We start from the raw sequence: 25,504 nt of genomic DNA on the forward strand, positions 1-25,504 counted from the left end.
GGATAAGGATCGATGCTTCAGTGCAGGGCGTTCAATCCATCATGACATCGGCGAGTGCGTTCAAGCGTCTTCTGGCAACCGCCCTGTTCGGCACGGCGCTCGCCGGATGCGGATCGGCGTCGCGGCCGACCCCGCCCGCCGTCTCCCCGGTGCATCAGTCCGAAGGGTTCGTGTCGATCCCGGTGCCGCCGCCCCTGCCGCGTACGCCGCGCCCCGCGCCCGCCGGTCTCGTCAACGCGATCTCCGAACTGCAGAGCGGGTTCCAGGGCAAGGCTGGCATCGCGATACGCGCGGTCGACGATGGCTGGACGGTCGAGGCCGGCGGGCGCCAGTTGCTGCCGCAGCAATCGGTCAGCAAGCTCTGGGTCGCGATGACCGTGATGGACCTGCGCGACCAGGGCAAGATCCGCCTCGACGAGCCGATCCTCGTGCGGCCGCAGGACCTGACTCTGTTCCACCAGCCGATCGCGATGCTGGTCAAGGGCGACGGCTATCGGACGACGGTCGGCGAGCTACTGACGCGCGCGCTGACGCATAGCGACAATACCGCGAACGACCGGTTGCTCACACGTGTCGGCGGGCCGTCTGCGGTACGGTCAATGATCGCACGCAAACAACTCGGCGCGATCCGGTTCGGGCCGGGCGAGCGGCTGTTGCAGAGCGGCACCGCGGGGCTGGTCTGGCAGCCGTCCTACGCGGTCAATGGTGGCTTCATGACGGCACGCAACCGGCTGTCGCCCGCGGTGCGCGAGGCTGCGCTGAACGCGTATGTCCGCAATCCACCCGACGGCGCCGCGCCGATCGCGATCGCCGATGCGATCGCCCGGCTGGCGAAGGGCGACCTGTTGTCGGAGACCTCGACTAAAATCCTCATCGACACGATGGGCCGTTCGGTCACCGGCCGCGCTCGTCTGCGCGCCGCGCTCCCGGGCGGCTGGGAGATCGCGCACAAGACTGGCACCGGCCAGGACCTCGGCCGCCGCAACGCCGGCTTCAATGACGTCGGTCTGCTCACCGCCCCCGATGGACGTCGGTATGGAATCGCAGTGATGATCGGCGACACGATCCGGCCGATGCCCGAACGCCAGAAACTGATCCAGGCGGCCGCGGCGGCGGTGGCCAACTACGCGGGCACCACGCGCCCAAGAGGCTGATGTTCCCGTGCTGCAGTGCAGCATGGAGTGGCCGAGACCGGGTGCCAGTGCGCTGCTCGGACGCAGCCTCGAACACTGTCTTGGTGTGACTTTATCGTAACCTTTGGGACTGCGCGGGATGGCCAGCCGCGAGCGGCTCGCCCTAAACCGCCACGTCCAGCCGTTCCACGCAGACCGCAGCGACCGCCGGTCAGTCGAAACCGTTCGCCAGAAACCGCTCCGCCACCGCGCAGTGCATCGCGATCCCGTGCGCCATCACGCGCTCGTCGATCGTCATCTTCGTGTTGTGGAGCGGCGGGTTGGTACGCGGATCGCTACCCTCGGGCGCGGCACCGATGAACGCCATCGCACCGGGCAGCTTCTGGAGGACGTACGAGAAGTCCTCCGCGCCCATCATCGGCGGCATCACCTGATACGCGCCTTCGCCGCCGATCGCGGTCGCACACGCCTTCATCAGGTCGGTCGCCCGCTCGTCATTGACCGTGACCGGATAGCCCTCCTCGATCGTCGGCGCACCAACCGCGCCGTGCGCGGCGGCGATGCCCTCGACCATGCGGATAAACGCCGCGCGGACCTGTTCGCGCGTCCGCTCAGACAGCGTCCGCATCGTGCCAAGCATCTCCACAGTCGACGGGATGACGTTGTGCGCGCTGCCGGCGTTGAGCTTGGTGATCGACAGCACCGCGGGATCGGTGACCGCCACTTGCCGCGCAACATAGGTCTGGAGCGCGGTAACGATCTCGCAGGCGATCGGCAACGGATCGAGGCAGTCGTGCGGCATCGCGGCATGGCCACCGCGACCGGTGATCGTCGCACGAAGCGTGTCGGTCGACGCCATCAGCGTGCCCGCGCGGCTGACGACATGCCCCATCGGCATGTTCGGCGAGATGTGGAGCGCGAAGCCCGCCTCGGGGAGCGGCGAGTCGAGCAGGCCGTCGGCGATCATGTGGCGCGCGCCGTGATGGCCCTCCTCGCCGGGCTGGAACATGAAGACGACCGTGCCAGGCAGTTCGTCCCGCCGTGCGCACAGCGCCTTGGCCGCGCCGACGAGCATGGCGGTATGCGAATCATGCCCGCAGGCGTGCATCGCGCCGTCGATCTTGGAGGCGAACGGCAGACCGGTTTCCTCCTGCATAGGCAGCGCATCCATGTCGCCGCGGAGCAGTACCGTGCGCCCGTTGCCGCCAGCCGTACCGCCGCGCCCGCCACGCAGGATCGCGACGAAGCCAGTGGTCGAGGTCCCTTCTCGGATTTCCAACGGGAGACCGGCGAGCGCGGCCTTCACCTTGTCCGAGGTGCGTGGGCAGTGGAGGCCGACTTCGGGATCGGCGTGGATCGCGCGGCGGAGTGTGATCGCGTCGTCGAGACTGTCTTCACCTACGGCGGTCCAGTCGGTCGGGGCCCAGTCGGTGGTTGATGCAAAATCGAGGGACATGTCTGACTCCTTGAAAACTGGCTTCCACCCCGGCGAAGGCCGGGGCCCAATTGGAAAGGTCGATGTAACGAAGCGCCGTCCGACGTTACCTCCGTTCCCCAATTGGGCCCCGGCCTCCGCCGGGGTGGTGTGTTTGTTTGGGGGGCGGCTCGGCCCCTGATCATGAAGGCAGTCTACCCCCGGAACAGCCCACCTAAAACCCCGCGCAGCACGGTGCCGACCAAACCGCCGCTCGACGACGACCGGCGCGACCTCGTCCCAAAGACCTGCTTGCCGATCTCGTTCGCAACCTGACGGCCGATCGACGAACTCGCAGCTCTCGTCGCGGAGGTTGCCATCTTGGTCCAAGGCGAATTCGCCGCCTCCCGGTCGGCTTCGCGCTGCTGGCGATCCGCCTCGCGCTGGTCCGCAATGCGAGCGCGTTCCGCTTCTTTCGCGGCCTTGGCATCGAGCTTCGCCTGCGCCGCCGCAGCCTTCTCCGCCACGGTCGTCGCCTTGGCCACCGCCGCAGCAGCGCTCGCCTCCTGCGTCTTCGCAGCCAGCAGTTCCTCCGCCGACTCCCGATCGACCAGCGTGTCGTACTTCGCCCCCACCGCATCGGTCTCGATCATCACCCTCCGCTCCGCCGGCGTGATCGGGCCGACGCGTGACGCAGGCGGCTTGATCAGCGTGCGCTCGACCGGTGTCGGTGCACCATCCGCCTGGAGCAGCGAGACCAGCGCCTCCCCCACCTTCAGCTCGGTGATGATCGTCGAGACATCGACGCCGGGGTTCGCCCGGAACGTCTCCGCCGCCGACCGTACCGCCGCCTGATCGCGCGGCGTGAACGCACGCAACGCATGCTGCACCCGGTTGCCGAGCTGACCCGCAACCGTGTCGGGAACGTCGATCGGGTTCTGCGTGATGAAATAGACGCCGACCCCCTTCGAGCGGATCAGCCGAACGACCTGTTCGATCTTCTCCAGCAGCGCCTTCGGCGCCTCGTCGAACAGCAGATGCGCCTCGTCGAAGAAGAAGCACAGCACCGGCTTGTCGGGATCACCGACCTCGGGGAGATGCTCGAACAGCTCGCTCATCAGCCACAGCAGGAACGTCGCATACAGCTTCGGCGACGCCATCAGCTTGTCGGCGGCGAGGATGTTGACGATCCCCCGCCCCTTGTCGTCGACGCCGATGAAGTCGTTCATCTCCAGCGCGGGTTCGCCGAAGAAATTCTCCGCGCCCTGCGTCCGCAACTGGAGCAACGAGCGCTGGATCGCGCCGATCGACTGCTTAGAAACGTTGCCGTACGTCACCGTCAGTTCGTCCGCGCGGCCGGCACATTCTGTGAGCATCGCCTGGAGATCGTCGAGGTCGATCAGCAGCAATCCCTCCTTGTCGGCGACGTGGAAGGCGATCGTCAGCACGCCCTCCTGCACCTCGTTGAGGTCCATCAGCCGCGCCAGCAACAACGGCCCCATCTCGCTGATCGTGGTGCGGATCGGATGGCCCTGCTCGCCGAACAGGTCCCAGAACTGCACCGGATTGTCGGCATAGGCCCAGCTATCGTCACCGATCGCCTTGGCCCGCTCGGCAAAGCTCGCGTGCGTCTTCGCGGTCGGCGAACCGGCCATGGCGAGACCCGAAAGGTCTCCCTTCACGTCGGCGACGAAGCACGGCACGCCGTTCGCGGAGAAGCCCTCGATGATGCCCTGCAACGTCACTGTCTTGCCGGTACCGGTCGCGCCCGCGATCAGGCCGTGACGGTTCGCGCGCTTCAGTTCGAGCGTCTGCGGCTTGCCGTCCACGCTCGTGCCGATGAAGATGCCGTCGGTCATGGGTCTCGTCCTCTGTATCCGGCGCCGACCCTAACCTCGCGCGCCGCAAAGAAAAAGGACCGCCGCTCAGGCGAGCGACGGTCCTTTTGGATCAGTCGTGTCGGTCGTGGATTACTTGATCTTGACCGGCAGGAACGTTGCCGGGCTGCGGCCGCGCTTGACCTGCAACAGGACCTGCGGGCGACCGGCCGCCTTGGCGACGTTGACCGCGTTCTGGACGTCAGCCGCAGTGCGGACGGGCGTGCCGTTGACCGAGATGATGACGTCGCCGCGCTTGAGCTTGCCATACGCATCGCTGGTCTGCGCGACCACGGCGATAACGACGCCCTGCGTGCTGGCTTCGACGCCGACCGCCTGCGCGATCGCCGGGGTCAGCGGCTGCACGCCGATGCCGAGCGCCGCGCCCGCGGTCGGTGCAGCGGGAGTAGCCGAATCGTCGCCGTCATCGCCGTCGTCGCTGCCGAAGCCTTGGGCATCACCGCCGACCACCGCCGCCAGCTTGTCCGCGCTCGGGCGTGGCACGACGACCACATTTGCGACCACCGGCTTGCCGTTGCGCAGGATGTCGAGGCGAGCCGTCGCACCTGGCTTCACGTTCGAAACGAGATAGGACAACGACTGGTCGACCGTCACGGCCTGACCGTTCACCTTGGTCACCACGTCGCCCGCACGCACGCCGGCCTTTGCAGCCGGGCCGCCCGCGGTGACGTCGTTGATCAACTCGCCCTGGTTCTTGGCGATGCCGAGCGCCGCGGCGGTATCCTCGTTGATCGTGCCGCCCGGCTGGAGCTGGACGCCGATATAGCCGCGCTCGATCGTACCGCCCTTCATGAAGGTCGCGATGATCGGCTTGGCGACGGCCGCAGGGATTGCGAAGCCGATGCCGATATTGCCGCCCGACTGGCTGAAGATCTGCGAATTCACGCCGATCACGTTGCCGTTGAGATCGAACATCGGGCCACCCGAGTTGCCCTGGTTGATCGAGGCGTCGGTCTGGATGAAGCGGTCGTACGCGCCGCCCTGTCCGGTGACGCGGTTGATCGCCGAGACGATGCCCGCCGTGACGGTACCGCCGAGCCCGAACGGCTCGCCGATCGCGACGACCCAGTCGCCGACGCGCGCGCCGTTCGAATCGCCGAACTTCACGAACGGCAGGTTCGCCGCGTCGATCTTCAGCAGCGCGAGATCGGATTCCTGATCCTTGCCGATGACCTTGGCGACATATTCCTTCTTGTCGCTGAGCGTCACGGTGATCGAATCGACCGTCGCACCTTGTGCACCAGGCGAGATCACGTGGTTGTTGGTGACGACATAGCCGTCCGGCGAGATCAGGAAGCCCGAACCGAGCGAGGCGCCTTCACGCTTCACCGGCGCGCCGCCCTGGCCGCCGCCGCCCATGCCGCCGAACAGGTCGCCGAACGGCGTGCCCGCGAACGGATTGGCCTGCTGCTTCTGGACGATCGTCTGCTTGGTCGAGATGTTCACGACCGCAGGCTGAAGCCGTGCGACCATGTCGGCGAAGCTCATCGGCGCGCCGGGTTTCGGCGAGACGGCCTGGATCGCACCGGGTTCGTTCTGCGCGACCTGCGCGCCGCTCGGCTGAAGCGCGAGCGTCGCGGTCGCGCCGCCGAGGAGAAGAGCACTGGTAATGGCGTAGGCGTAACGCACTAGATGTTGTCCTCTCGTTTCATCAATCGAAACAGGTACCCCGTAGGGACGCCGTCCTGAATGATGCTTGAATATGGTCTTGAATATGGCTCGGCGTTCAAAGGTTCCGCAGGCTCAACGCCCGCGGCCCTCGAATTCCCTCAGGTAACTGTTGTTCGGCGACAGAATGATCGAGGTCGATCCTTCCGGAGCCGGGCCACCGTCGGCACCGAACGTGTGCCGGTACGACTGCATCGCACGGTAGAAGTCGTAGAAATCGGCGTCCTTGCCGAAGCTCTCGGCATAGATCTTCGCCGAATCCGCATCCGCCTGCGCACGGACGATCTGCGCCTGCTTCTGACCTTCGGCACGGATAGTGATCGCCTCCTGCTGACGCGCGCTCGACATGCGCTTGAGCGCGCTTTCGAGCGGCAGCCCGACGGGCAGGTTCGCCTGCTTGATACGGACATCGACGATCTCGACGCCGTACTGGCTGGCGACGCGCTGGAGACCCTTCTGGATGTTGTCCATCAGTTCGGACCGCTCAGGGCTTAGCAATTCGACGAAGCGCCGCTTGCCGAGTTCGTTACGCAACGCCGAACCAAGAATTGGACGAAGCTGATCGGGAATCCGGTCCTCGCTGCCGACCGCGTTACGCATCTTGCGCGGATCGACGATCCGGTAGCGCGCATAGGCATCGACTTCGAGCCGAAGCTGGTCGGTCGACAGCACCAGCGTGTTGTCCAGCTCCAGATCCTGCACACGCTTGTCGATCCAGACGATCCGATCGACGAACGGAATGCGCGCGATCAGGCCCGCGCCGGTCTGGCCGAACTGGGTGTTCGGCTGCCATGCGTTGACGGTGCGGATCGGCTGGCCGAAGCGCAGGATCACCGCCTGCTTGGTCTCGGGGACGATCGCAAAGGTCGATGCGGCGAGGATCACCAGCAACAGCGCGATGATCCCGGCAACGATCGGGTTACGGAAACTCACGGCGTTCACTGGGCAGCTCCAGGCTGGGGGGCAGCCGCCGCCGCGGCCGGCGCTGGCGTCGACTGAACAGCCTCGGGGTTCGGCAAACGCTTGGCGTTCGACAGCGGCAGATAAGGCACCACCCCGCCCGGTGTCTCGACGATCGTCTTGTCGCTCTTGGCGAGCACCGCTTCCATCGTCTCGTAATACATCCGTCGACGCGTCACTTCGGGGGCGAGCTTGTACTGCTCATAGACCTTGTCGAACGACGCGGCCTCACCTTGCGCGCGCGCCACGACCTGCTGCGCGTACGAGCGCGACTGGTTGAGGTTGGCGATCGCTTCCTGCTGTGCGGCGGTGACGGCGTTGAAGTCCTCGACGATCCGCGCGGGCGCCGCGGCCTGCTTGATCGCAACGCCCTGGATGCGGACGCCCGACTTGTAGTCGTTGAGGATCTGCTGCGTGAGTTCGGCGACGCGCTGCTCGATGACGGTACGGCCAGTGCCGATCGCCTGGTCGAGCGTCGTGGTGGCGACCACCGCGCGCATCGCGCTCTCGGCGGCGGCGCGGACGGTGTCGTTGGGCTCAGCAAGCTGGAACACGTAATCGCGGGGATCCGAAATGTCCCAACGGACCGAATACGCCAGATCAATGATGTTCTGGTCGCCGGTCAGCGTCAGGTTCTCGCCATCGCCGACGGGGAAGTTGTCGGTACGGATCTTCTGCACGTCGACCACCGTCACGTCGGCGATCGGCGCGGGCATCGTCAGGCGAACGCCCGGATCGAGCGTGCCGGCGTATTTGCCGAAATAGGTGACGACACCGCGCTGCTGCGGGCCGATCTGGTGGACCGAGGTGAACAGGATCCAGACGACCGCGATGATCGCGACGCCGATCGCCCAAAGTGCGCGGGCATTGGCGCCCGAGGGCAGGCCGCCGAAGCCGCCAGTGCCGCCACCACCGCCGCCCGAGCCGCGCGCTTTACGCAGGAACTCGTCGAGCGCGGTCGGCTTGGCGGCAGGCTTGCGGCCACCTGGAGGTTGCGCCCAGGGATTGCGCGGGCCGCTGTTACCGTCGTCGCCCGAGCCGCCCCAGGGGCCTTTCGGTGTTTCGGTGGCGAGGATATCGGGGCGCCGGAACCAGCGCGAGAAGATCGTCATACCAACCTTTATAGGTGTGCGCTGGCGGAAAAACAGTGCCAAGCGGCCTTAGCGGTCCTATCTGGCGCGGATGATCGACATCGAAGGCGTAAAGGCGGCGGTTGCTGCGGTAGCGGGCAAGCGGGCGACCGTCCGGCTAGAGGGAACCCGAGCGGGCATCATCATCGACGCGACCGGGCTCGACCCGCAAGCGCGTGACGCGCTGGAAGCGACCGTGCGGATGGCCGCGACCCAGCCCGGCATCTCCGAAGTACGGATTGCCGTAACAGCCGAACGCTCAACGCGGAGGCTCATCGCGGTCGCTAGCGGCAAGGGTGGCGTCGGCAAATCGACGCTCGCCGCCAATCTCGCCATCGCGATGTCGCGCGCGGGGCGCCGCGTCGGGCTGGTCGACGCCGATATCTACGGCCCGTCGCAGCCACGCCTGATGAACGTCGAGGGCACCCGGCCAACTGCAAAGGACAAGGTCCTCGACCCCGTCCCCACCCCGTACGGTGTGCCGCTATTGTCGATGGGCCAGCTTGTAGAGCCCGGCAAGGCTATCGCCTGGCGCGGGCCGATGGCGGCGGGGGCGCTTGGCCAGCTGGTCGAGGCGGACTGGGGCGTGACCGACACGCTAGTGCTCGATCTCCCCCCCGGCACCGGCGACGTCCAGCTGACGATGGTCCAGAAATACCGCCCCGCGGGCGCGGTGATCGTCTCGACCCCACAGGATCTCGCGTTGATCGACGCGCGCCGTGCGATCGACCTGTTTGAGAAGGCCAGCATCCCGATCATCGGGCTGGTCGAGAACATGGCCGGCTATATCTGCCCGCATTGCGGCGAGGCGTCGGACCCGTTTGGCAATGGTGGCGCAGAGGCAGCGGCGCGCGAACTCGGCATCCCGTTCCTCGGCCGCGTCCCGCTGACGATCTCGATCCGCACCGCGTCCGATGCCGGCACGCCGCCCGCCTCGAACCCGGACGATATGATTTTCATGCCGATCGCGGCTCAGGTCGTCGCATGGCTCGGAAAACTGTGAAACCCGCAGGCCTGATCCACGTTGTGTTATTACCGGTCGTACCCGACGCGTAGAGTCGCGGTACGAGCGGACCAGGTTTCTTCTTGCAGGAGGCATCGATGCCGTTGACCGCCGATGCCGACATCAAGTCTTTGCTCGAAAACGCCCGCACGATCGCGATGATCGGCGCCTCGGACCGCCCAGATCGCCCGTCGTACGGCGTGATGGCCAAACTGCAGGCGCATGGCTACCGCGTGATCCCGGTCAATCCGCAGGTCACCGGCGAGCATGTCCATGGGGAGTTCGTTTTCCGAGACCTGTCGCAACTCGGCGACCCGATCGACATCGTCGACATCTTCCGCAACTCGGCCGCAGCCGGCGAAGCGGTCGATCAGGCGATTGCAGCAGGTGCGAAGGCCGTCTGGATGCAGGTCGGCGTGGTCAACGAAGAGGCCGCGGCACGCGCCGAAGCCGCCGGCCTCCAAGTCGTGATGGACCGCTGCCCGGCGATCGACATTCCCCGGCTCGGGGTCGCCAAGATCGAGCAATGACGATTGCCCTCCCCGGCGATCGCGGCCAGTCTGCGTGTCTGTCCGGGACGCGCCGATGCTCGCGATGCTGCTGTCGATACTGATCGAAGACCCGCTAATGGCAACCGCGAAGGCCCGCATGGCGGCCGAGCAACCTTGTATCCAGAGCGCCGACGAGACCGACATCACCGTCTGCGGATTGCGAACCGCCGACCGTTTTCGCGTTCCATTAGTGGTACATGATGCCGGCGACCCAAAGCACGAAAGCGTCCGCAACGAACGTACTCGCCTGCTCAACCGCACCTCGCCGCTCGCCGATCTCAGCCCGTTCCAGGTTGGCGGCGGGATGGCAGGCGTCACCATGACGGTCGGCGGCGAAGGCGGCACGTCGTTCCGCAAGCCCGCGCCGTAAGGATCTGACCATGCTCGCCATAATCCTGTCTGCGCTGCTCCAAGCGTCTGCCACCACCACTGCGCCCGCGACACCGCCAATGCCGGAGCGCTTCTCGATCCTCGTCGACCCATGCGCGACGCAGACGAAGGACGGGAACGAAGTCGTCGTCTGCGGCAAATCCGCGACAACCACGCCCCGCCTGCCGATGCGCGACGATCGCGGCCCGCCCGATCACGCGGTTGCCTCCAACCCCAACCTCACCGCCGTCCGTGCCTTGGAGTTGTCGGATACGCCTTGCGCCGCGCGACAGGGGGGGTGCCAGGTTGGCTTCGGCCCACCGATCGCGCCAATGGCCAAAGCCGCCGTAGGGTTGATCAAGAGCGCCCTCGCGAAGAAGCCAGACAAGCGCGGCCGCGTGCCGATCGACCTCGATGGCCCCGTCGGCACCGTGAACTAGGCGAATGGGTCGGTGAATTAAGGTAGCTCGGCGCCTCACTTCAGCACGCACGATCGACCTCCCCTTGTTTCCCCGCGAAGGCGGGGACCCAGTCTGGGCTCCCGCCTTCGCGGGAGAACAAAGAAGAGGTTGCTTCGGCGGGATAGTCGATCGTTCGAGCTACTCGGGAACCCGCCTCAATCCAGAATATGCATCCACATCGGCTGCCCCACGAGGCTCTGGGACCCCCGTAGCTTCTCCAGCGCCTGTGCGATCGAGCGTTCCGGGCTCTCATGCGTCACGATCGCCACCAACACGCTGCCATCCGCGATCGCGCCGCGCTGGATCAGGCTCTCGATCGAGACACCCGCGTCCCGCATCGCCGCCGCGATCTCAGCCAGCACGCCAACCCGGTCCGCCACGGTGAAGCGCAGATACGCACGCCCCCGCCGCTCTCCACTGTCGGCCTTGGACGCTGCCGTAAGCGACACCACCGGCATCGCGAACGGCGGGCCGAACTCGCCGCGCGCGATGTCGATCAGGTCCGCGACGACCGCGCTCGCGGTCGGACCATCGCCCGCACCCGCACCCTGGAACAACAGGCGACCGACGAAATTCCCCTCCGCCACGACCGCGTTGAGCGATCCTGTGACGTGCGCCAACGGATGATCGATCGGCACCAGATGCGGATGGACGCGCTGGAACAGCCCATCCGTCCCCGCTTCCGCCAGCCCGAGCAGCCGCACGCGATACCCCAAAGCCGCCGCCTCGGCGATGTCCGCGCCCAGCAGATGCCGGATACCGCTGATCGCAACGTCGTCGAACGCGGGCTGCGTCCCGAACGCCACCGCCGCCAGGATCGACAGCTTGTGCGCCGCATCGACGCCGTCGATGTCGAAGCTCGGATCGGATTCCGCAAACCCCAGCGCCTGCGCTTCCGCCAGCACCTCGGCAAAGTCGCGCCCTTCGGATTCCATCTTCGAGAGGATGAAATTGCAGGTACCGTTGAGGATGCCGTAGACGCGGGCGATCTCGTTCGCCGCAGCACCTTCGCGCAACCCCTTGATGACCGGGATGCCGCCCGCGACCGCCGCCTCGAACTTCAACGCGACGCCTGCCCCTTCGGCCGCCTGCGCGAGTTCCAGCCCGTGATGCGCGATCATCGCCTTGTTCGCGGTGACGAAACTCCGCCCCGCCCCCAGCGTGCTCCGCGCCAGCGTCAGCGCCGGACCATCGGAACCCCCAATCAACTCGACCACGACGTCAGCACCCGGCTGTTTCGCCAGCGCGGTCGTATCGTCGACCCACGCAAACCGCGACAGATCGACGCCGCGATCCTTGCCGCGGTCGCGCGCGGAAACCGCAACGATCTCGATCTCGCGCCCGGCCCGCCGCGCAATCAACTCGCGGTTCGCATCCAGCAATCGGATAACCCCGCCGCCAACGGTCCCCAGACCCGCAAGGGCCACGCGCAATGGTTCGCTCATTTTCGTCCTCCACTCGCGCGTCCGGTTACGTTTCGCGGACGTTTTGCGCAATCCTGATGACGCACGCGCGCGGCGCCCCTATCTGGGCGTCATGTCCGGCCGCTTCGATCACCTCCCCAACCGTCGCACGATCATCGATCGCCGCGCCGTCGCCGAAACCATCGCCGCGTTGGAGGGCGTCGACCCGACTGCGCTCCGCCGCGACGCGACCACGCTGCTGAAGGCAGCGCTGGAGAAAGGCCGGGTAGAAGTCGAACGTCGCCTCGTCGAACACCCATCGCGCGGGTTGGAAGCTTCGAGTGCGCAGGCATACCTGATCGACGCGCTGCTCCGGATCCTGTTCGATTTTACGACGCAGCGGCTCTACCCCCTGCCCAATCCTACCTCGGGCGAGCGCCTCACGCTCATCGCCGTCGGCGGTTACGGCCGCGCAGAAATGGCGCCGCATTCGGACGTCGATATCGGCTTCCTCACCCCCGGCAAGCAGACGCCTTGGGCCGAGCGCGTAATCGAATCGATGCTCTACGCGCTATGGGATCTCGGGCTGAAGCTCGGCCAGTCCAGCCGCTCGCTCGACGAGATGGTCCGCCAGGCCAAGAGCGACGTCACCGTCCGCACCGCGCTGCTCGAGGCGCGTTATGTCTGCGGCGATACCGAACTCTACGAACAGGCCTCACACCGCTTCAAGACCGAAGTTCAGGCCGATACCGCGCGCACCTTCATCGCCGACAAGCTCGCCGAGCGTGACGCGCGCCACCGGAAGATGGGCGACACGCGCTACGTCGTCGAACCCAACGTCAAGGAGGGCAAGGGCGGTCTGCGCGACCTCCACGCACTCTTCTGGATCGGCAAATACATCTACGACGTCCAGCGCGCCGCCGAACTGGTCGAGGTCGGGCTGTTCACCAAGGCCGAATATCGCCTATTTCATCGCGCAGACAATTTCTTCCAGGCGGTGCGCTGCCACCTGCACAGCATCACCGGCCGCGCCGAAGATAGGCTGACGTTCGACCTGCAACGCGAGATCGCCGACCGGATGCGGTTCTCCGACCGACCCGGCAAGTCGAAGGTCGAGCGCTTCATGCAGTTCTATTTCCTGCAGGCAAAAACCGTCGGCACGCTCAGCGGCGTCTTCCTCGCGCATCTCGACGAGAAGTTCGCCGCGCGGGGCCGGCGCTTCGGATTGCCGACGATCCGCCGTAGTCCGCGGAAACTCAACGGCTTCGTACTCGATCGCGGGCGGCTGGCACTGCCAAGCGACGACTTCTTCCGGGCCGACCCCGAACGCCTGATCGAGATCTTCCAGCTCGCCGACAAGCACGGCGTAGAGATCCACCCGCTCGCGATGCGCGCCGCGGCGCGGGATGCGAAGCTGGTCGACGACGTCCGCAACAGCCCGACGGCGAACGCGCTATTCCTCGACGTGCTGACCTCGCCGCGCGATCCCGAACTCGTGCTGCGCTGGATGAACGAAGCCGGCGTGTTCGGCCGCTTCGTGCCCGATTTCGCGCGCGTCGTCGCGCAGATGCAGTTCGACATGTACCACCACTACACCGTCGACGAGCACACGATCCGCGCGATCGGTCTGCTCGCGCGGATCGAGAACGGCACGCTGAAGGAGGACCATCCGCTTGCCAGTGCGATATTCGAACAGATTGTGTCGCGGCGCGCGCTGTACGTTGCGGTCTTGCTTCACGACATCGCCAAGGGCCGCGGCGGCGATCATTCGATCCTCGGGGCGGAGGTGGCGCAGCGCCTGTGCCCACGCTTCGGCCTGACGCCTGCCGAGACCGAGACCGTCGCATGGCTGGTGCGCTGGCATCTGCTGATGTCGGCGACCGCGTTCAAACGTGACCTCAGCGACTTCAAGACGATCCTCGATTTCTGCGACGTTGTGCAGAGCCCGGAGCGCCTTCGCCTGCTGCTCACACTGACGATCGTCGACATCCGCGCCGTCGGGCCGGGCGTGTGGAACGGCTGGAAGCGCCAGTTGCTCGGCGACCTCTACGAATCTGCCGAGGAAGTCCTTCGGTTGGGCCATAAGCAAAAGGGTCGCGCCGAGCGGATCGCGGCCAAGCAGCAGCATTTGCGGGACGCGCTAGGATGGAGCGAGGAGACGTTCGCGACGCTCGTTCACCGGCTCCCCGAAGCCTATTGGATTGCCGAACCTGAAGACGTGCTGGCGCACAACGCCCGCTTCCTGGCGACCACGGGCAACGCGCAGCTCGCGATCGACGCACATGTCTATCCCGGGCGCGGGGCGACCTTGGTGACGATCTACGCTGCCGATCATCCCGGGTTGTTCTACCGCATCGCAGGCGCGATCCACGTCGCCGGCGGCAACATCATCGACGCGCGCATCCATACCACGCGCGATGGGATGGCCGTGGACAACTTCCTGGTGCAGGATCCGTTCGGGCGGCCGTTCGACGAGTCCGGGCAGCTTTCACGCCTCAAGACCGCAATCGAGGACGCGCTCGCCAACCGCGGCAAGCTTGCCGACCGCCTTGTCGCGAAGCCCCTGCCCCGCACCCGTGCCGAGGCGTTCGATATCGTGCCGAACGCGCTGGTCGACAACAAGGCGTCGAACCGGTTCACCGTGGTCGAGGTCAATGCGCGAGATCGGCCGGCGCTGCTGAACCAGCTCGCCAATGCGCTGTTCCAGTCGAAAGTGACGATCCACTCGGCGCACGTCGCCACCTATGGCGAGCGGGCCGTGGATACCTTCTACGTCACCGACCTGACTGGCGATCGGATCACCCAGCCCGCGCGGTTGAGGACGCTGGAGCGGCGCCTGCTGGCGGCGGCGGCAGGCGAAGAGATCGATCTGGCTGCTTAGCGCCTCGGTGTTCTCCCGCGAAAGCGGGAGCCCAGGGTAAAGGAACGGGGCGCTTGGAAATCCTGGACTCCGGCGTTCGCAGGAGAACAAGGAGTGTTCAGGGGGATTTCTCGATCACAGACTCGAGCACGGAAAAGCCGGCCCGCAGCGAACTGCGGGCCGGCTTTTTCATTCAGTCACCCGATCAGAAGCGCGAGCGCAGCGTCAGGCCGTAGGTGCGTGGCTCGGCGAGGAATGCCGAGTAGAGCGCGTTGCCGGTGCCACCATAGGCTGCGACGTTGGCCGAAGACCCGGCACCCTGGAACGGCGTATTGAACGCGACCTGGATGTAGTTCTTGTTGAACACATTCTGTGCCCAGAACTCGAGCGCCCAAGCCTGGTCCTTGCCGCGCAGGCCAACGCGGGCATTGACCACGGCGAAGCCGTCCTGCTTCTTCTCCGGCGCCAGATCGGAACCGGTATTATAGTCCGACGACAGGCGGCTATCGACATAGATCAGCCCCGACATGCCGTTCGAGCCGAGATCCGGTGTCCAGGCGAACGACGTCGTAACGACGTTCTTGGGGGCGTTCGACAACTGGCTGCCCGGCAGCAGGAAGAGCGCGCGGTCGAGCGGCTCGCCGGTGGTCGAGCTGCCGATCAGGTTCTTGCGGAAATGGGTATCCGCATAGGTGTAGCCTGCCGTGAACGTGACCTGCTTGATCGGCGACATCGTCGCTTCCAGCTCGACGCCCTGCGAGATCACGCCCGGCTTCTTCGAACGGTTGGTCGGGCACCCTCCGGTCTGCGCACCAGTGACCGGATTGAACCCGTTGTCGCTATCGAGGCCGCCCAGGCTGTCCTTGCACGCTTCGATGTTCTGCACGACGAAGATCGAGCCGTTGAAGGTGTTGAGCTGGAAGTCGGTGAACTCCTCGCGGAACGCGGCGACGTTGAACGTGAAGCCGCGCGTGTTGAACTTCGCACCGAGCTCGTAATTGTTCACCTTCTCGGCGTTGAAGCGCAGACCCGGTGCATCGGCATTGGTCCGCGGCGTCAGCACGCCGTTTACCCCGCCTAGATCCGAACGGTCGAGGTTGTAGCCGCCCGCCTTGTAGCCCTTGGCGAACGACGCGTAGGTCAGCAGCTTGGTGAACGGCTTCCACGACAGGACCGCCGTGCCGGTGAACTCGCCGTCGCCAAAGCTGTCGTTGAGGCTGAGCGCGTTCAACGCCGGGCTGGAGTTGCCGGTGCAGGTCAAGGTCACGATGCCCTGCGCGAACGCCGTGGCCCCGCTCTGCGATTGCGTGAGGGGAGCGAGTGCCGCCTGCTGGATCGGGCAGACCGTGTTGTTGTTGTTGAACTTCGCGTTGAACTTCTTCGTTTCGTGCGTGTAGCGAAGACCGCCGGTCAGCGACAACGTGTCGGTCAGATGCAGGATGTTGTGTGTGAAGAACGCGTAGTTCTCGCTCTTCTGGCGATAGATCGAGCCGGAGTCGCCGACGTTGTTGACCCCGCCACCGAGACCGACCCCACCGGTCAGGCGGTCGAGCGCCGACGTGATCAGACCACCAGCTGGGCCAAAGGCGCCGGCGATCGTCGCGCGTCCGGCCGCGCTCATGCAGCCTGGGTTGTTCTGGTTCTGCAGCACGGCGTTCGGGCTGACTGTGGCGACGAGGCGGCAGGCCGCGAACTGCCCGTATTGCGCGCCAAAAACGACGTTATCGACCAGCTTGAGCTTCTCGTTCGAGTAGAAGCCACCGACCAGCCAGTCGAGCTTGTCGTTGAACAGCGAACCCTGGAGGCGCGCTTCCTGCGTGAAAGTCTTGAACTGGCGGTAGGCATTGCCGTCCGCCGCGCGGTGCGTGAGATCGATGTTGGTATAATCGACATCGCCCGCGTTGCCCGACTTGTACTGGCGATACGCGGTGATCGACGTCAACGTCGCGCCACCGAGATCCCAGTCGGCCTGCAGCGAGCCGCCGTAATCCTTGGTCGTATTCCGGAAGGTCTGGCCGGGCGTGATCGCGACGTCGCGGCTGAACGGATCTGGCGTGTTGCCGGCCAGCGGGAACACCGCACCCTGGCGACGCAGGATGTCGACGATGCGGTTCGTCGTGTTGTTCGTGACCGCGCCATCGGTGTTGACCGTCGCGAAGAACGGCGCGACGCCGGCTGCGTTCGGGGTGGGATCGGTCGTCTCGACCTGGTTGTAATAGACCGCGCCGCAGCAGCTTTCCTTGCGGTGCGAATAGTCGCCGATCAGGCGGAAGCTCAGGGTATCGGTCGGCTTGAACAGCAACTGGCCGCGGACGAAATACCGATCACGGTCGTTGACCCGGCTCTCGCTGCCGTTTGCCGCCGTGACGTTCTTGTAGAAGCCGTTGCGATTCACGTAGACGCCGTCGACCCGGAAGGCGAGCGTGTCGGCGATCAGCGGCCCGGTGATGCCGCCTGCAAGCCGCTTCTGGTCGTAATTGCCGTAAGTCGCCTCGGCGTTGCCATGCCAGTCGAACTCCGGCGACCGTGTGATGATGTTGATCAGGCCCGCGGAGGCGTTGCGCCCGAACAATGTGCCCTGCGGTCCGCGAAGAACCTCGACGCGGTCGATCTCGCCCAGTTCGTTGAGACCGACGCCGGTGCGGCTGCGATAGACACCGTCGATAAAGACCGCGACCGAGCTTTCGAGGCCGGGATTGTCGCCGACCGTACCGATTCCGCGAATACGCGCGGACGCGTTCGACTCGTTACCGGTTGAAGAGATCAGCAACGACGGCGCGAGCTGGTTGAGCGAGCGGATGTCGCTGCCGCCCGAATTCTGCAGCGCTTCCTGACCGACCGCCGAAACCGCGATTGGCACGTTCGACAGACGCTCGGAACGGCGCGTCGCAGTGATGACGATGTCGCTGGCGTTACCCTGAATCCCGGCGTTGGCGCTCGCCGCCCGCGTGGTGTCGGCGTCCGTTGCAGCGTTGGTCTGGCCGGCAACCGATGCGTTGGCGGTACCCTGCGAGGGCGATGCCTGCGCTTCGACGGTGGACGTCGCCTGTTGCGCGAATGCCGGCGTGACGATGGCCGCAGTCGCGACGGCGGACAACAGATATGCGGTCATACGCATCGGCATTCTCTCCCTGACGTGTTCGAATGTTTTCGAACTTATGGTTTGGCCGTTAGGTAGAGATATTCCACCGTTCACGTCTAGTGATTTCCGCATACGGAAGTCTATTTTTGAACATTGTGTCTCCAAACCGCCACATAGTGACAGGCACCAAACCCTAGTTTCAAATCGCAACTGTTTCAGGAAGGGAGAGCCCAAAGATGGCTCTAGTGATTTCGATGTCGGTCGCGTCTCGCCGGCAACGCGGGCGAGATCATTTCCACGGCGATGGCCGGCCGGGGTGGGAGAAGTCGCCGCGATGACCCCATCCGCCGCCATTCTGCATTCGCAAATTTGGAGAGCAGGCCCTGTCGAGATGGCCTGCTCCAAGCCTCTAGCCACTCCGCCGATACCCATGTCGTTGCCGTCACCAAGCTGCTGGATCGTAAGAGACGGCGGACTTGAATGCGTGAGGGCGCGTCACAAACATGCCATACAAAAAAGAGGCCGGCCGATCCCTCGGGACCGACCAGCCTTCAATCTCACAAAATAGCAGCCTGAGGCTGCTCAGCCGTTACTTCGGTGCAAGCACCATCAGCATCTGGCGGCCTTCCATGCGCGGATACGCCTCGATCTTGGCGATCTCCGCGACGTCGTCCTGTACGCGCTTCAACAGGTTCATGCCGAGCTGGCCATGGCTGAGTTCGCGACCGCGGAAACGCAACGTGATCTTGACCTTGTCGCCCTCGCCGATGAAGTCGTTAACCTTCTTCATCTTCGTGTCATAGTCATGGTCGTCGATGTTCGGACGCATCTTGATCTCCTTGATCTCCTGCGTCTTCTGCGACTTGCGTGCGAGGTTGGCCTTCTTCTGCGCCTCGTACTTGAACTTGCCGACATCGAGGAACTTGGCGACGGGCGGATCGGCGTTAGGCGACACTTCGACCAGGTCGAGGCCATGCTCGGCTGCCTGCTCGATCGCTTCGCGCGTATACATCACGCCCAGATTTTCGCCCTCGTGATCGATCACGCGGACCTTCTGGCTCTGGATGAATTCGTTGAATCGCGGGCCGTTCATTGCGGGCGTCTGCATCGGCCGGCGCATCGTGGGAGGACGTATGGGGTTTGCTCCTGAAGTTTCTGACAATATTTGGGCCGGCGTATAGCGCAGAAACCCGCGCTCGGAAAGCCGGCCCCGTTGGATCACATATCGGGTGCGCGAGCCTCGTCCGCAAGACGCGCGATCGCCTCGTCGAGCGTCAGGATGGTCTGGGCCTGGCTGCCGAGCGTGCGCAGCGCGACCTTGCCCTCCTCGGCCTCGCGCTTGCCGACGACCAGCAGGTTCGGCACCTTCGCCAGCGAATGCTCGCGCACCTTGTAGTTGATCTTCTCGTTGCGCAGATCCGTTTCGACGCGGATGCCCGCCGCCTTCAGCTTCGCCGCAACTTCCAGCGCATAATCGTCGGCATCCGACACGATCGTCGCGACGACCGCCTGCACCGGCGCGAGCCAAAGCGGGAAGCGGCCGGCATGATGCTCGATCAGGATGCCAATGAAGCGCTCGAACGTGCCGAGAATCGCGCGGTGCAGCATCACCGGGCGATGCCGCTCGCCGTCCGCGCCCACATAGGACGCATCGAGTCGCTCGGGCAGCACGCGGTCCGACTGGATCGTGCCCACTTGCCACGTCCGGCCGATCGCGTCGGTCAGGTGGAATTCGAGCTTCGGCGCATAGAAGGCGCCCTCACCCGGCAGTTCCTCGAAATTCGCCTTGATCGTGTCGCTCAGGCCCGACTGCATCACCGCCTCGCGCAGTTCCGCCTCGGCCTTGTCCCACATCGAATCTTCACCGAACCGCTTCTCGGGACGCAGCGCGAGCTTTACCGCGTAGTCGTCGAAACCGAGGTCCTTGTAGACGCTATCGAGGAGCTCGCAGAACTTACGCACCTCCTCGACCAGCTGATCCTCGCGGACGAAGATATGCGCGTCGTCCTGTGTGAACTGGCGGACGCGCATGATGCCGTGCAGCGCGCCGTGCGGCTCGTTGCGGTGGCAGCAGCCGAACTCGGCCATCCGGATCGGCAGATCGCGGTACGACTTGATCCCCTGCTTAAAGATCAGCACGTGCGCCGGGCAATTCATCGGTTTCAGCGCCATCAGGTCGCCTTCGCCCGACAACACTGCGCCCTCGTCCTCGACGTTCGGGATCTCGTCCGGCACGACGAACATGTTCTCGCGGTACTTGCCCCAGTGGCCCGACTGCTCCCACTGCTTGGCGTCCATCAACTGCGGAGTCTTCACCTCGGCATAATCGGCAGCATCGAGACGGCGGCGCATATACGCCTCCATCTGGCGCCAGAGCACGAAGCCCTTGGGATGCCAGAACACCGAGCCCTGCGCCTCGGACTGGAGGTGGAACAGGTCCATCTCCGCGCCGATCTTGCGGTGATCGCGCTTAGCGGCCTCCTCAAGACGGAAGAGATGCTGGTCGAGCTGCTTCTTGTTGAGCCAGCCGGTGCCGTAGATGCGGGACAGCATCGCGTTCTTCTGGTCGCCGCGCCAATAGGCGCCGCTCACGCGCGTCAGCTTGAAGGCGGCGGGGTCGAGCTTGCCGGTCGAGACCATGTGCGGGCCGCGGCACATGTCGAGCCACTCGCCTTGACGGTAGATCGTCAGTTCCTCGCCCTCGGGCAGTTCGGCGGCCCATTCGGCCTTGAAGCTCTCGCCCTGCTGCGTCCAGCGGTCGATCAACTGCTGGCGCGACCAGACCTCGCGCAGGAACGGCTCGTTCCGGGCGATGATCGCGCGCATCTCGGACTCGATCGCGGGGAGGTCCTCGTCGGTGAACGGACGGTCCTTGGGGGCGAAATCGTAATAGAAGCCATCGTCGGTAGCCGGACCGAAGGTAATCTGCGTACCGGGGAACAGATGTTGCACCGCCTCCGCCATGACGTGCGCGAGGTCGTGACGGACGAGTTCGAGCGCGTCGGCCTCGTCGCGCGCGGTCACCAGCGCAAGCGCGGTGTCGCCCTCGAACGGCCGGTTGAGATCGCGCACCTGGCCATCTATGCGCGCGGCGAGCGCGGCCTTGGCGAGGCCCGGCCCGATCGCGGCGGCGACGTCCGCGGGGGTAGTCCCGGGCGCAACCTCGCGGACGGAACCGTCGGGCAGCGTGATTCGGAACATGGCGGACATGGAGGACTTTCTGGTGTTGGAAGAGGCGCGGCTTATGCCGTCGCATACCCTATATAGGCAAGCCGGCGTCGAACGTCACGCCACCCCGAACGGTACGACGTGGTTTGCCTGTGTGTGGCCGACCTCGGCGCGGCCGAGATACGGCACGCCCATGTCGCGCGACCAGCGGACCATCATGTAATCCAGCGTCTCGCCCCAAGGTGGATCGTTCTCTTGCACCGCCGTCACGGCGCCGAGGCGCAGTCCGGCGATGCCCTTCAACTGCGTGGCGTTGGCGACTTTGAAGAGCATGCGGTCGATCGCGTACATCGGTTCGGACACCTCCTCGACGATCAGGACGTGGTCGGTCAGGTCGGGCAGCCACGGCGTACCGATCAGCGAGGTGAGGATGCTGAGGTTGAACGCCGCCGACGGGTGCCCGTTCAGTCCCGGCTCAAGCCCCGCCCTGTCACCGCGCACCATCCAGCCAAGCGAGCGCGCGACGGTCGCCTCGCCGTCGTGGCGGTTCACGTCGCTGACCATCGGCCCGTGCACCGGCCGCCCGATCCGCCGGGCATAGAGCGCGCCGAGCAGGAAGCCGACGTCGGAATAGCCGAGATACGTCTTGTGGCGTGCGGCGCGGCCGAGTTCGGGCATGACCATCGCGAGGATACGATTGGAGCCATAGCCACCGCGCAGGAACCAGATCGCATCGAACGCCGGATCGTTGGCATATTCGAGGAACGCCGCCGCCCGTCGAAAGTCGGAACCGGCGAAGTGGCCGTCGGTCTCCAGGCACTGCGGGTGGAAGACGAGCTCGACCTCCGGGAACGCAGTGGCCGCGTAGGCGGTGATCTTGGGGATCGCCGCGGGATTGGTCCGGCTCGACGCGGCGAGGACACCGATGCGCATTGTTCGTGTTCCCGACCTTGCCCCGTTACCAAACCGTCCATATCGCGGGCCGATGGATATCAGCAAACCCTGTTTCTTCGTCGGCATCGGCGGCAGCGGCATGATGCCGCTCGCGATGATCCTCGCGGGCCGCGGCGCGACCGTCGCCGGATCGGACCGCAACCTCGACCAGGGCCGCGTCCCCGCCAAGTTCGACGACCTCGCAGCGAAGGGCGTCGCGCTGTTCCCGCAGGACGGCAGCGGCATCGTCTCGGCCGACCAGCTCGTCATCGCTTCCGCGGCGATCGAGGCGAGCGTACCCGACATGATCGCCGCGGAAACGCTCGGCTGCACGCGCTCGACCCGTGCGGCGATGCTGGCGTCGCTGTTCAACGACAGCGGCCTGCCGATCGGGGTAGCGGGGACGAGCGGCAAGTCGACTGTAACCGGGATGATCGGCTGGATTCTGCATGCCGTGGGTCGCGATCCGACCGTCATGAACGGGGCGGTGATGAAGAACTTCGCGACCCCGGACGCCCCGTTCGCCAGCGCGCTGGTCGGCGAAGGCGAGGCGTTCGTCAGCGAGGTCGACGAGAGCGACGGGTCGATCGCCGGCTATGCGCCAAAGATCGCGGTGCTGAACAACGTCAGTCTCGATCACAAGTCGCTGGAGGAACTGCGACTGCTGTTCGGGGACTTCATCGCGAAGGCCGAGACGGCGGTGGTGAACGCAAACGATCCCGATGCGGCGGCACTCACGTCGCGGCTGCCGCGGGGTCAGGTGACGACGTTTGCTATCGATGCTTCGGCCGATCTCCGGGCCGAGAATCTGAAGCCGGAACCGTTCGCGATCCGCTTCGACATCGTCTCGCGCGGGGTGCGGACGCCGGTTAAGCTGGCGGTGCCGGGGCGTCACAACGTGTCGAACGCGCTTGCCGCGATCGGGGCGGCGATGGCGGCGGATGTGTCGCTGGCCGATGCGGTGAAGGCGATTGCCGGGTTCACTGGTCTGCGTCGCCGCTTCGACCTCGTTGGAGAGGCCGGCGGAGTCGCGGTGATCGACGATTTCGGGCACAACCCGGACAAGATCGCGGCGACGCTCGACACGCTCCACGCGTTCCCTGGGCGACTGCTGCTGTTCTTCCAGCCGCATGGCTATGGGCCGTTAAAGGTGATGGGGCGCGAGTTGGTCGCTACGTTCGTCGAGCGGATGGCGGAGGACGACGTGCTCGTGCTGCCGGACCCGGCCTATTACGGCGGGACGGTCGCGCGGGAGGTCACCAGCGCGGATATCGTCGAGCAGATCGTCGAGGGTGGTCGGGACGCGCGGCATGTCGCCGACCGTGCCGAGGCTGCCGCGGCGCTGGTCGCGGAGGCGCGGCCGGGCGACCGGATCGTGGTGATGGGCGCGCGCGACGACACGCTGAGCGTGCTGGCGGCGGGGATGGTCGACGCTCTCGCCACCTGATACAGAGCAAGCAGGAGACCGCCCATGTTCCGCCGCCTGTTCCTCGACCACCCTGCCACCGTCGGGGAGAGCTATGTCGAGCATTTCGGCGTCGCCGGGCGCTTCGGTATGACGATGATCAAGGGCGGCCTCGGCGCGCTGGTCCACGCCTTCGTACCGGCGCTGTGCAAGACCCGCGGGAGCGACACGGTCGCCGAGCTGCACCGCCAGATGGTGCTCAAACGCGGCGCGGTCGCAGCCGACCAGACGCAGATGAAGACGGTCGAGTTCATCATCTGACGATCTTTCGGCGGCCCGCCGGCTTCCAAAGGTTAGGATAAAGTCACGCCCAGGACGCGTTCGCGGCCGGGTTGAGGGCGCGTGCCCCTGCGCCATCTCGGCGCTCCCTACCGACGATTAGGCAAGCTTGTGTAAAGCGACATTGACTCGCTCGTTATGACATGACAAGTTTCCTTTACTGATTCGAAAGGACACTTGACCATGCATAAGAGTCCCGCTCTCCGCCGTTACAATTACACCGTGTTGGGCCTCAGCCTCGCTTACATGGGCGCGCTGTTTGGCATCGTTGTTCTGTTCAGGACCCGTCCGCCCCACGGGGCCCTCGCGTATGCCGCCGCCATCCTGCCGGCGCTGCCACTGGTCGGAATTTTTCTGGCCTGGGGTCGCTATCTCACTGACGAGCCGGACGAATATATCCGAATGCTCACGATCCGACAGACGCTGATCGCGACTGGCTTCATGCTTTCGGCGACGACGATCTGGGGATTTCTAGAAAGCTTCGGCTTGGCTGTGCACATCCCCGCCTATGCGGCCGGTATCCTGTGGTTTGCCGGACTAGTGCTGGGTGGTTGTGTCAATATTTTCGCGGTGAGGACCGGTCGCTCATGAAGAACCGCCTCAAGGTGCTGCGCGCCGAGCGGGACTGGAGCCAGGGCGACCTCGCCGACCGTCTCGACGTGTCGCGGCAGAGCGTCAACGCGATCGAGACGGGGCGGTATGATCCGTCGCTCCCGCTCGCGTTCAAGATCGCCGAACTGTTCGACCTCAGCATCGAAGACATTTTCACGAGCCCATCGAAGGAGTCATGACATGATTTCGCATCTCAAAGCTCGCCTTGCAGCGACCGCCGTGACGCTGATGATCGTCCTGAATCCCGCGGCGGGCCACTCGCAGGCTGCGACGGCCGCCACGCCGAAGGTCGATGCGGCCGAGGCTCAGATGCCGCATATCTCGGTGCAGACCATCGGCAAGGGCACGCCCGTGATTCTCGTTCCAGGGCTGTCGTCGCCACGCGCGGTATGGGAGGGCGTCGTTCCTACCCTAGCAAAGTCGCACCGGGTGTATGTCGTGCAGGTCAACGGCTTTGGCGGCGACGATCCGCGTGCGAACCTGTCGCCAGGCATTCTCGATGGCATCGTCGGCGACCTGCACACGCTGATCGCCCAGTCGAAACTCGGCAAGCCGGCGATCGTCGGGCATTCGATGGGCGGGCTGGTCGCGCTGATGCTGGCGAAGGCGCATCCGGAGGACGTCGGCAAGCTGATGATCGTCGATTCGCTGCCGTATATCGGCGAGATCTTCGCACCCGGCGCGACGGTGGCGGCGCTCGAACCGCAGGCCAGCGCGATGCGCGCCGGGATGGCCGCGGCGTACGGGAAGCCGGCGAACCCCGCGGCGAACGAGGCGCTTGCCGCGCGCATGGCACTGAAGCCGGACTCACGCGTGGCGGTTGCCGGCTGGGCGGCGAAGGCGGATGCGCGGGTCTCGGCGCAGGCGATGTACGAGGACCTGACGACCGACCTGCGTCCCGACATGGCGTCGATCGCCGCGCCGATCACCTTGGTCTATCCGTGGAACGCGGTGGGGCCGACCAAGCCCGCTGCCGACGCGCTCTATCGGAAGGCTTACGCGACGGCGCCACACGTGACCTTGGTCGACATCGGCGATGCCGCGCATTTCGTGATGCTCGACCAGCCTGCCGCGTTCCAGGCTGCACTCGACGCCTTTCTCCAGCGCTGAGGCGC

At 65.5% G+C, this 25,504-nt stretch carries 21 protein-coding genes; 11 read left to right on the plus strand and 10 right to left on the minus strand.

Features of this window, described 5'->3' with window-relative positions; translation table 11 throughout:
- The first annotated feature begins 41 nt into the window (after positions 1 to 41).
- A complete protein-coding gene (locus E5673_RS16015) occupies positions 42 to 1,154 on the plus strand; it encodes a serine hydrolase (RefSeq protein WP_136190773.1) in 1,113 nt (370 codons plus the stop codon).
- A 190-nt stretch (positions 1,155 to 1,344) separates the two neighbouring features.
- Here E5673_RS16015 and E5673_RS16020 read toward each other — a convergent pair whose 3' ends face one another.
- The 5 genes from E5673_RS16020 to E5673_RS16040 all read right to left on the minus strand — a co-directional run bounded on the left by E5673_RS16020 (position 1,345) and on the right by E5673_RS16040 (position 8,185).
- Complete coding sequence (locus tag E5673_RS16020) at positions 1,345 to 2,589, minus strand: M20 family metallopeptidase (RefSeq protein WP_136190774.1); 1,245 nt, start codon at positions 2,587 to 2,589, stop codon at positions 1,345 to 1,347.
- A gap of 173 nt (positions 2,590 to 2,762) precedes the next feature.
- Positions 2,763 to 4,406, minus strand: a complete 1,644-nt coding sequence (locus E5673_RS16025) for a helicase HerA-like domain-containing protein (RefSeq protein WP_136190775.1) — start codon at positions 4,404 to 4,406, stop codon at positions 2,763 to 2,765.
- A 111-nt stretch (positions 4,407 to 4,517) separates the two neighbouring features.
- Entirely contained in the window at positions 4,518 to 6,074 is a 1,557-nt protein-coding gene (locus E5673_RS16030) for a Do family serine endopeptidase (RefSeq protein ID WP_136190776.1), read from the minus strand.
- Between the two features lie 114 nt (positions 6,075 to 6,188).
- On the minus strand, positions 6,189 to 7,055 hold the full coding sequence (locus E5673_RS16035) for a protease modulator HflC (RefSeq protein WP_243645459.1): 867 nt from the start codon (positions 7,053 to 7,055) through the stop codon (positions 6,189 to 6,191).
- A complete protein-coding gene (locus tag E5673_RS16040; RefSeq protein WP_056057565.1) occupies positions 7,052 to 8,185 on the minus strand; it encodes a protease modulator HflK in 1,134 nt (377 codons plus the stop codon). Before E5673_RS16040 ends, E5673_RS16035 begins: the two co-directional genes overlap by 4 nt.
- Positions 8,186 to 8,255: 70 nt before the next feature.
- On the opposite strand from E5673_RS16040, the gene E5673_RS16045 reads away from it, so the two are divergent.
- The 4 genes from E5673_RS16045 (at position 8,256) to E5673_RS16060 (ending at position 10,566) form a co-directional block, all read left to right on the plus strand.
- On the plus strand, positions 8,256 to 9,206 hold the full coding sequence (locus E5673_RS16045) for an Mrp/NBP35 family ATP-binding protein (protein WP_136190777.1): 951 nt from the start codon (positions 8,256 to 8,258) through the stop codon (positions 9,204 to 9,206).
- Positions 9,207 to 9,304: 98 nt separating this feature from the next.
- A complete protein-coding gene (locus tag E5673_RS16050; protein ID WP_136190778.1) occupies positions 9,305 to 9,736 on the plus strand; it encodes a CoA-binding protein in 432 nt (143 codons plus the stop codon).
- Between the two features lie 34 nt (positions 9,737 to 9,770).
- Positions 9,771 to 10,127, plus strand: a complete 357-nt coding sequence (locus E5673_RS16055; protein WP_247599430.1) for a hypothetical protein — start codon at positions 9,771 to 9,773, stop codon at positions 10,125 to 10,127.
- A 10-nt stretch (positions 10,128 to 10,137) separates the two neighbouring features.
- Complete coding sequence (locus tag E5673_RS16060) at positions 10,138 to 10,566, plus strand: hypothetical protein (RefSeq protein ID WP_136190779.1); 429 nt, start codon at positions 10,138 to 10,140, stop codon at positions 10,564 to 10,566.
- A 176-nt stretch (positions 10,567 to 10,742) separates the two neighbouring features.
- Here the strand turns inward: E5673_RS16060 and E5673_RS16065 are convergent, their stop codons facing one another.
- A complete protein-coding gene (locus tag E5673_RS16065) occupies positions 10,743 to 12,032 on the minus strand; it encodes a homoserine dehydrogenase (protein WP_136190780.1) in 1,290 nt (429 codons plus the stop codon).
- A gap of 91 nt (positions 12,033 to 12,123) precedes the next feature.
- Between E5673_RS16065 and E5673_RS16070 the strand changes: the two genes are divergently transcribed.
- Positions 12,124 to 14,871, plus strand: a complete 2,748-nt coding sequence (locus E5673_RS16070; protein WP_136190781.1) for a [protein-PII] uridylyltransferase — start codon at positions 12,124 to 12,126, stop codon at positions 14,869 to 14,871.
- 184 nt (positions 14,872 to 15,055) lie between these two features.
- On the opposite strand, the gene E5673_RS16075 is transcribed toward E5673_RS16070, so the two are convergent.
- The 4 genes from E5673_RS16075 to E5673_RS16090 all read right to left on the minus strand — a co-directional run bounded on the left by E5673_RS16075 (position 15,056) and on the right by E5673_RS16090 (position 22,033).
- Complete coding sequence (locus E5673_RS16075; protein ID WP_136190782.1) at positions 15,056 to 17,968, minus strand: TonB-dependent receptor; 2,913 nt, start codon at positions 17,966 to 17,968, stop codon at positions 15,056 to 15,058.
- Between the two features lie 553 nt (positions 17,969 to 18,521).
- On the minus strand, positions 18,522 to 19,052 hold the full coding sequence (gene infC, locus E5673_RS16080; protein WP_031396176.1) for a translation initiation factor IF-3: 531 nt from the start codon (positions 19,050 to 19,052) through the stop codon (positions 18,522 to 18,524).
- Positions 19,053 to 19,150: 98 nt separating this feature from the next.
- The gene (gene thrS, locus E5673_RS16085; RefSeq protein ID WP_136190783.1) at positions 19,151 to 21,142 is read right to left on the minus strand and encodes a threonine--tRNA ligase; all 1,992 of its coding nucleotides are present in this window, start codon (positions 21,140 to 21,142) and stop codon (positions 19,151 to 19,153) included.
- Between the two features lie 75 nt (positions 21,143 to 21,217).
- Positions 21,218 to 22,033 (minus strand): LD-carboxypeptidase, encoded by an 816-nt coding sequence (locus E5673_RS16090; RefSeq protein ID WP_136190784.1) that lies wholly within the window; start codon positions 22,031 to 22,033, stop codon positions 21,218 to 21,220.
- 52 nt (positions 22,034 to 22,085) lie between these two features.
- On the opposite strand from E5673_RS16090, the gene E5673_RS16095 reads away from it, so the two are divergent.
- From E5673_RS16095 to E5673_RS16115, 5 genes are all read left to right on the plus strand, one after another.
- Entirely contained in the window at positions 22,086 to 23,480 is a 1,395-nt protein-coding gene (locus E5673_RS16095) for a Mur ligase family protein (RefSeq protein WP_136190785.1), read from the plus strand.
- Between the two features lie 24 nt (positions 23,481 to 23,504).
- Complete coding sequence (locus tag E5673_RS16100; protein WP_107962750.1) at positions 23,505 to 23,759, plus strand: DUF6356 family protein; 255 nt, start codon at positions 23,505 to 23,507, stop codon at positions 23,757 to 23,759.
- 201 nt (positions 23,760 to 23,960) lie between these two features.
- Positions 23,961 to 24,368, plus strand: a complete 408-nt coding sequence (locus tag E5673_RS16105) for a hypothetical protein (protein WP_136190786.1) — start codon at positions 23,961 to 23,963, stop codon at positions 24,366 to 24,368.
- Positions 24,365 to 24,568 carry a helix-turn-helix transcriptional regulator gene (locus E5673_RS16110; protein WP_120299853.1) on the plus strand — a complete coding sequence of 68 codons (204 nt, stop codon included), beginning with the start codon at positions 24,365 to 24,367 and terminating at the stop codon, positions 24,566 to 24,568. The genes E5673_RS16105 and E5673_RS16110 overlap by 4 nt, the downstream gene beginning before the upstream one ends.
- 1 nt (position 24,569) lies before the next feature.
- The gene (locus E5673_RS16115) at positions 24,570 to 25,499 is read left to right on the plus strand and encodes an alpha/beta hydrolase (RefSeq protein WP_136190787.1); all 930 of its coding nucleotides are present in this window, start codon (positions 24,570 to 24,572) and stop codon (positions 25,497 to 25,499) included.
- The last annotated feature ends 5 nt before the right edge of the window (positions 25,500 to 25,504 follow it).

The sequence above is a fragment of the Sphingomonas sp. PAMC26645 genome, from assembly GCF_004795835.1.
Classification (GTDB): domain Bacteria; phylum Pseudomonadota; class Alphaproteobacteria; order Sphingomonadales; family Sphingomonadaceae; genus Sphingomonas.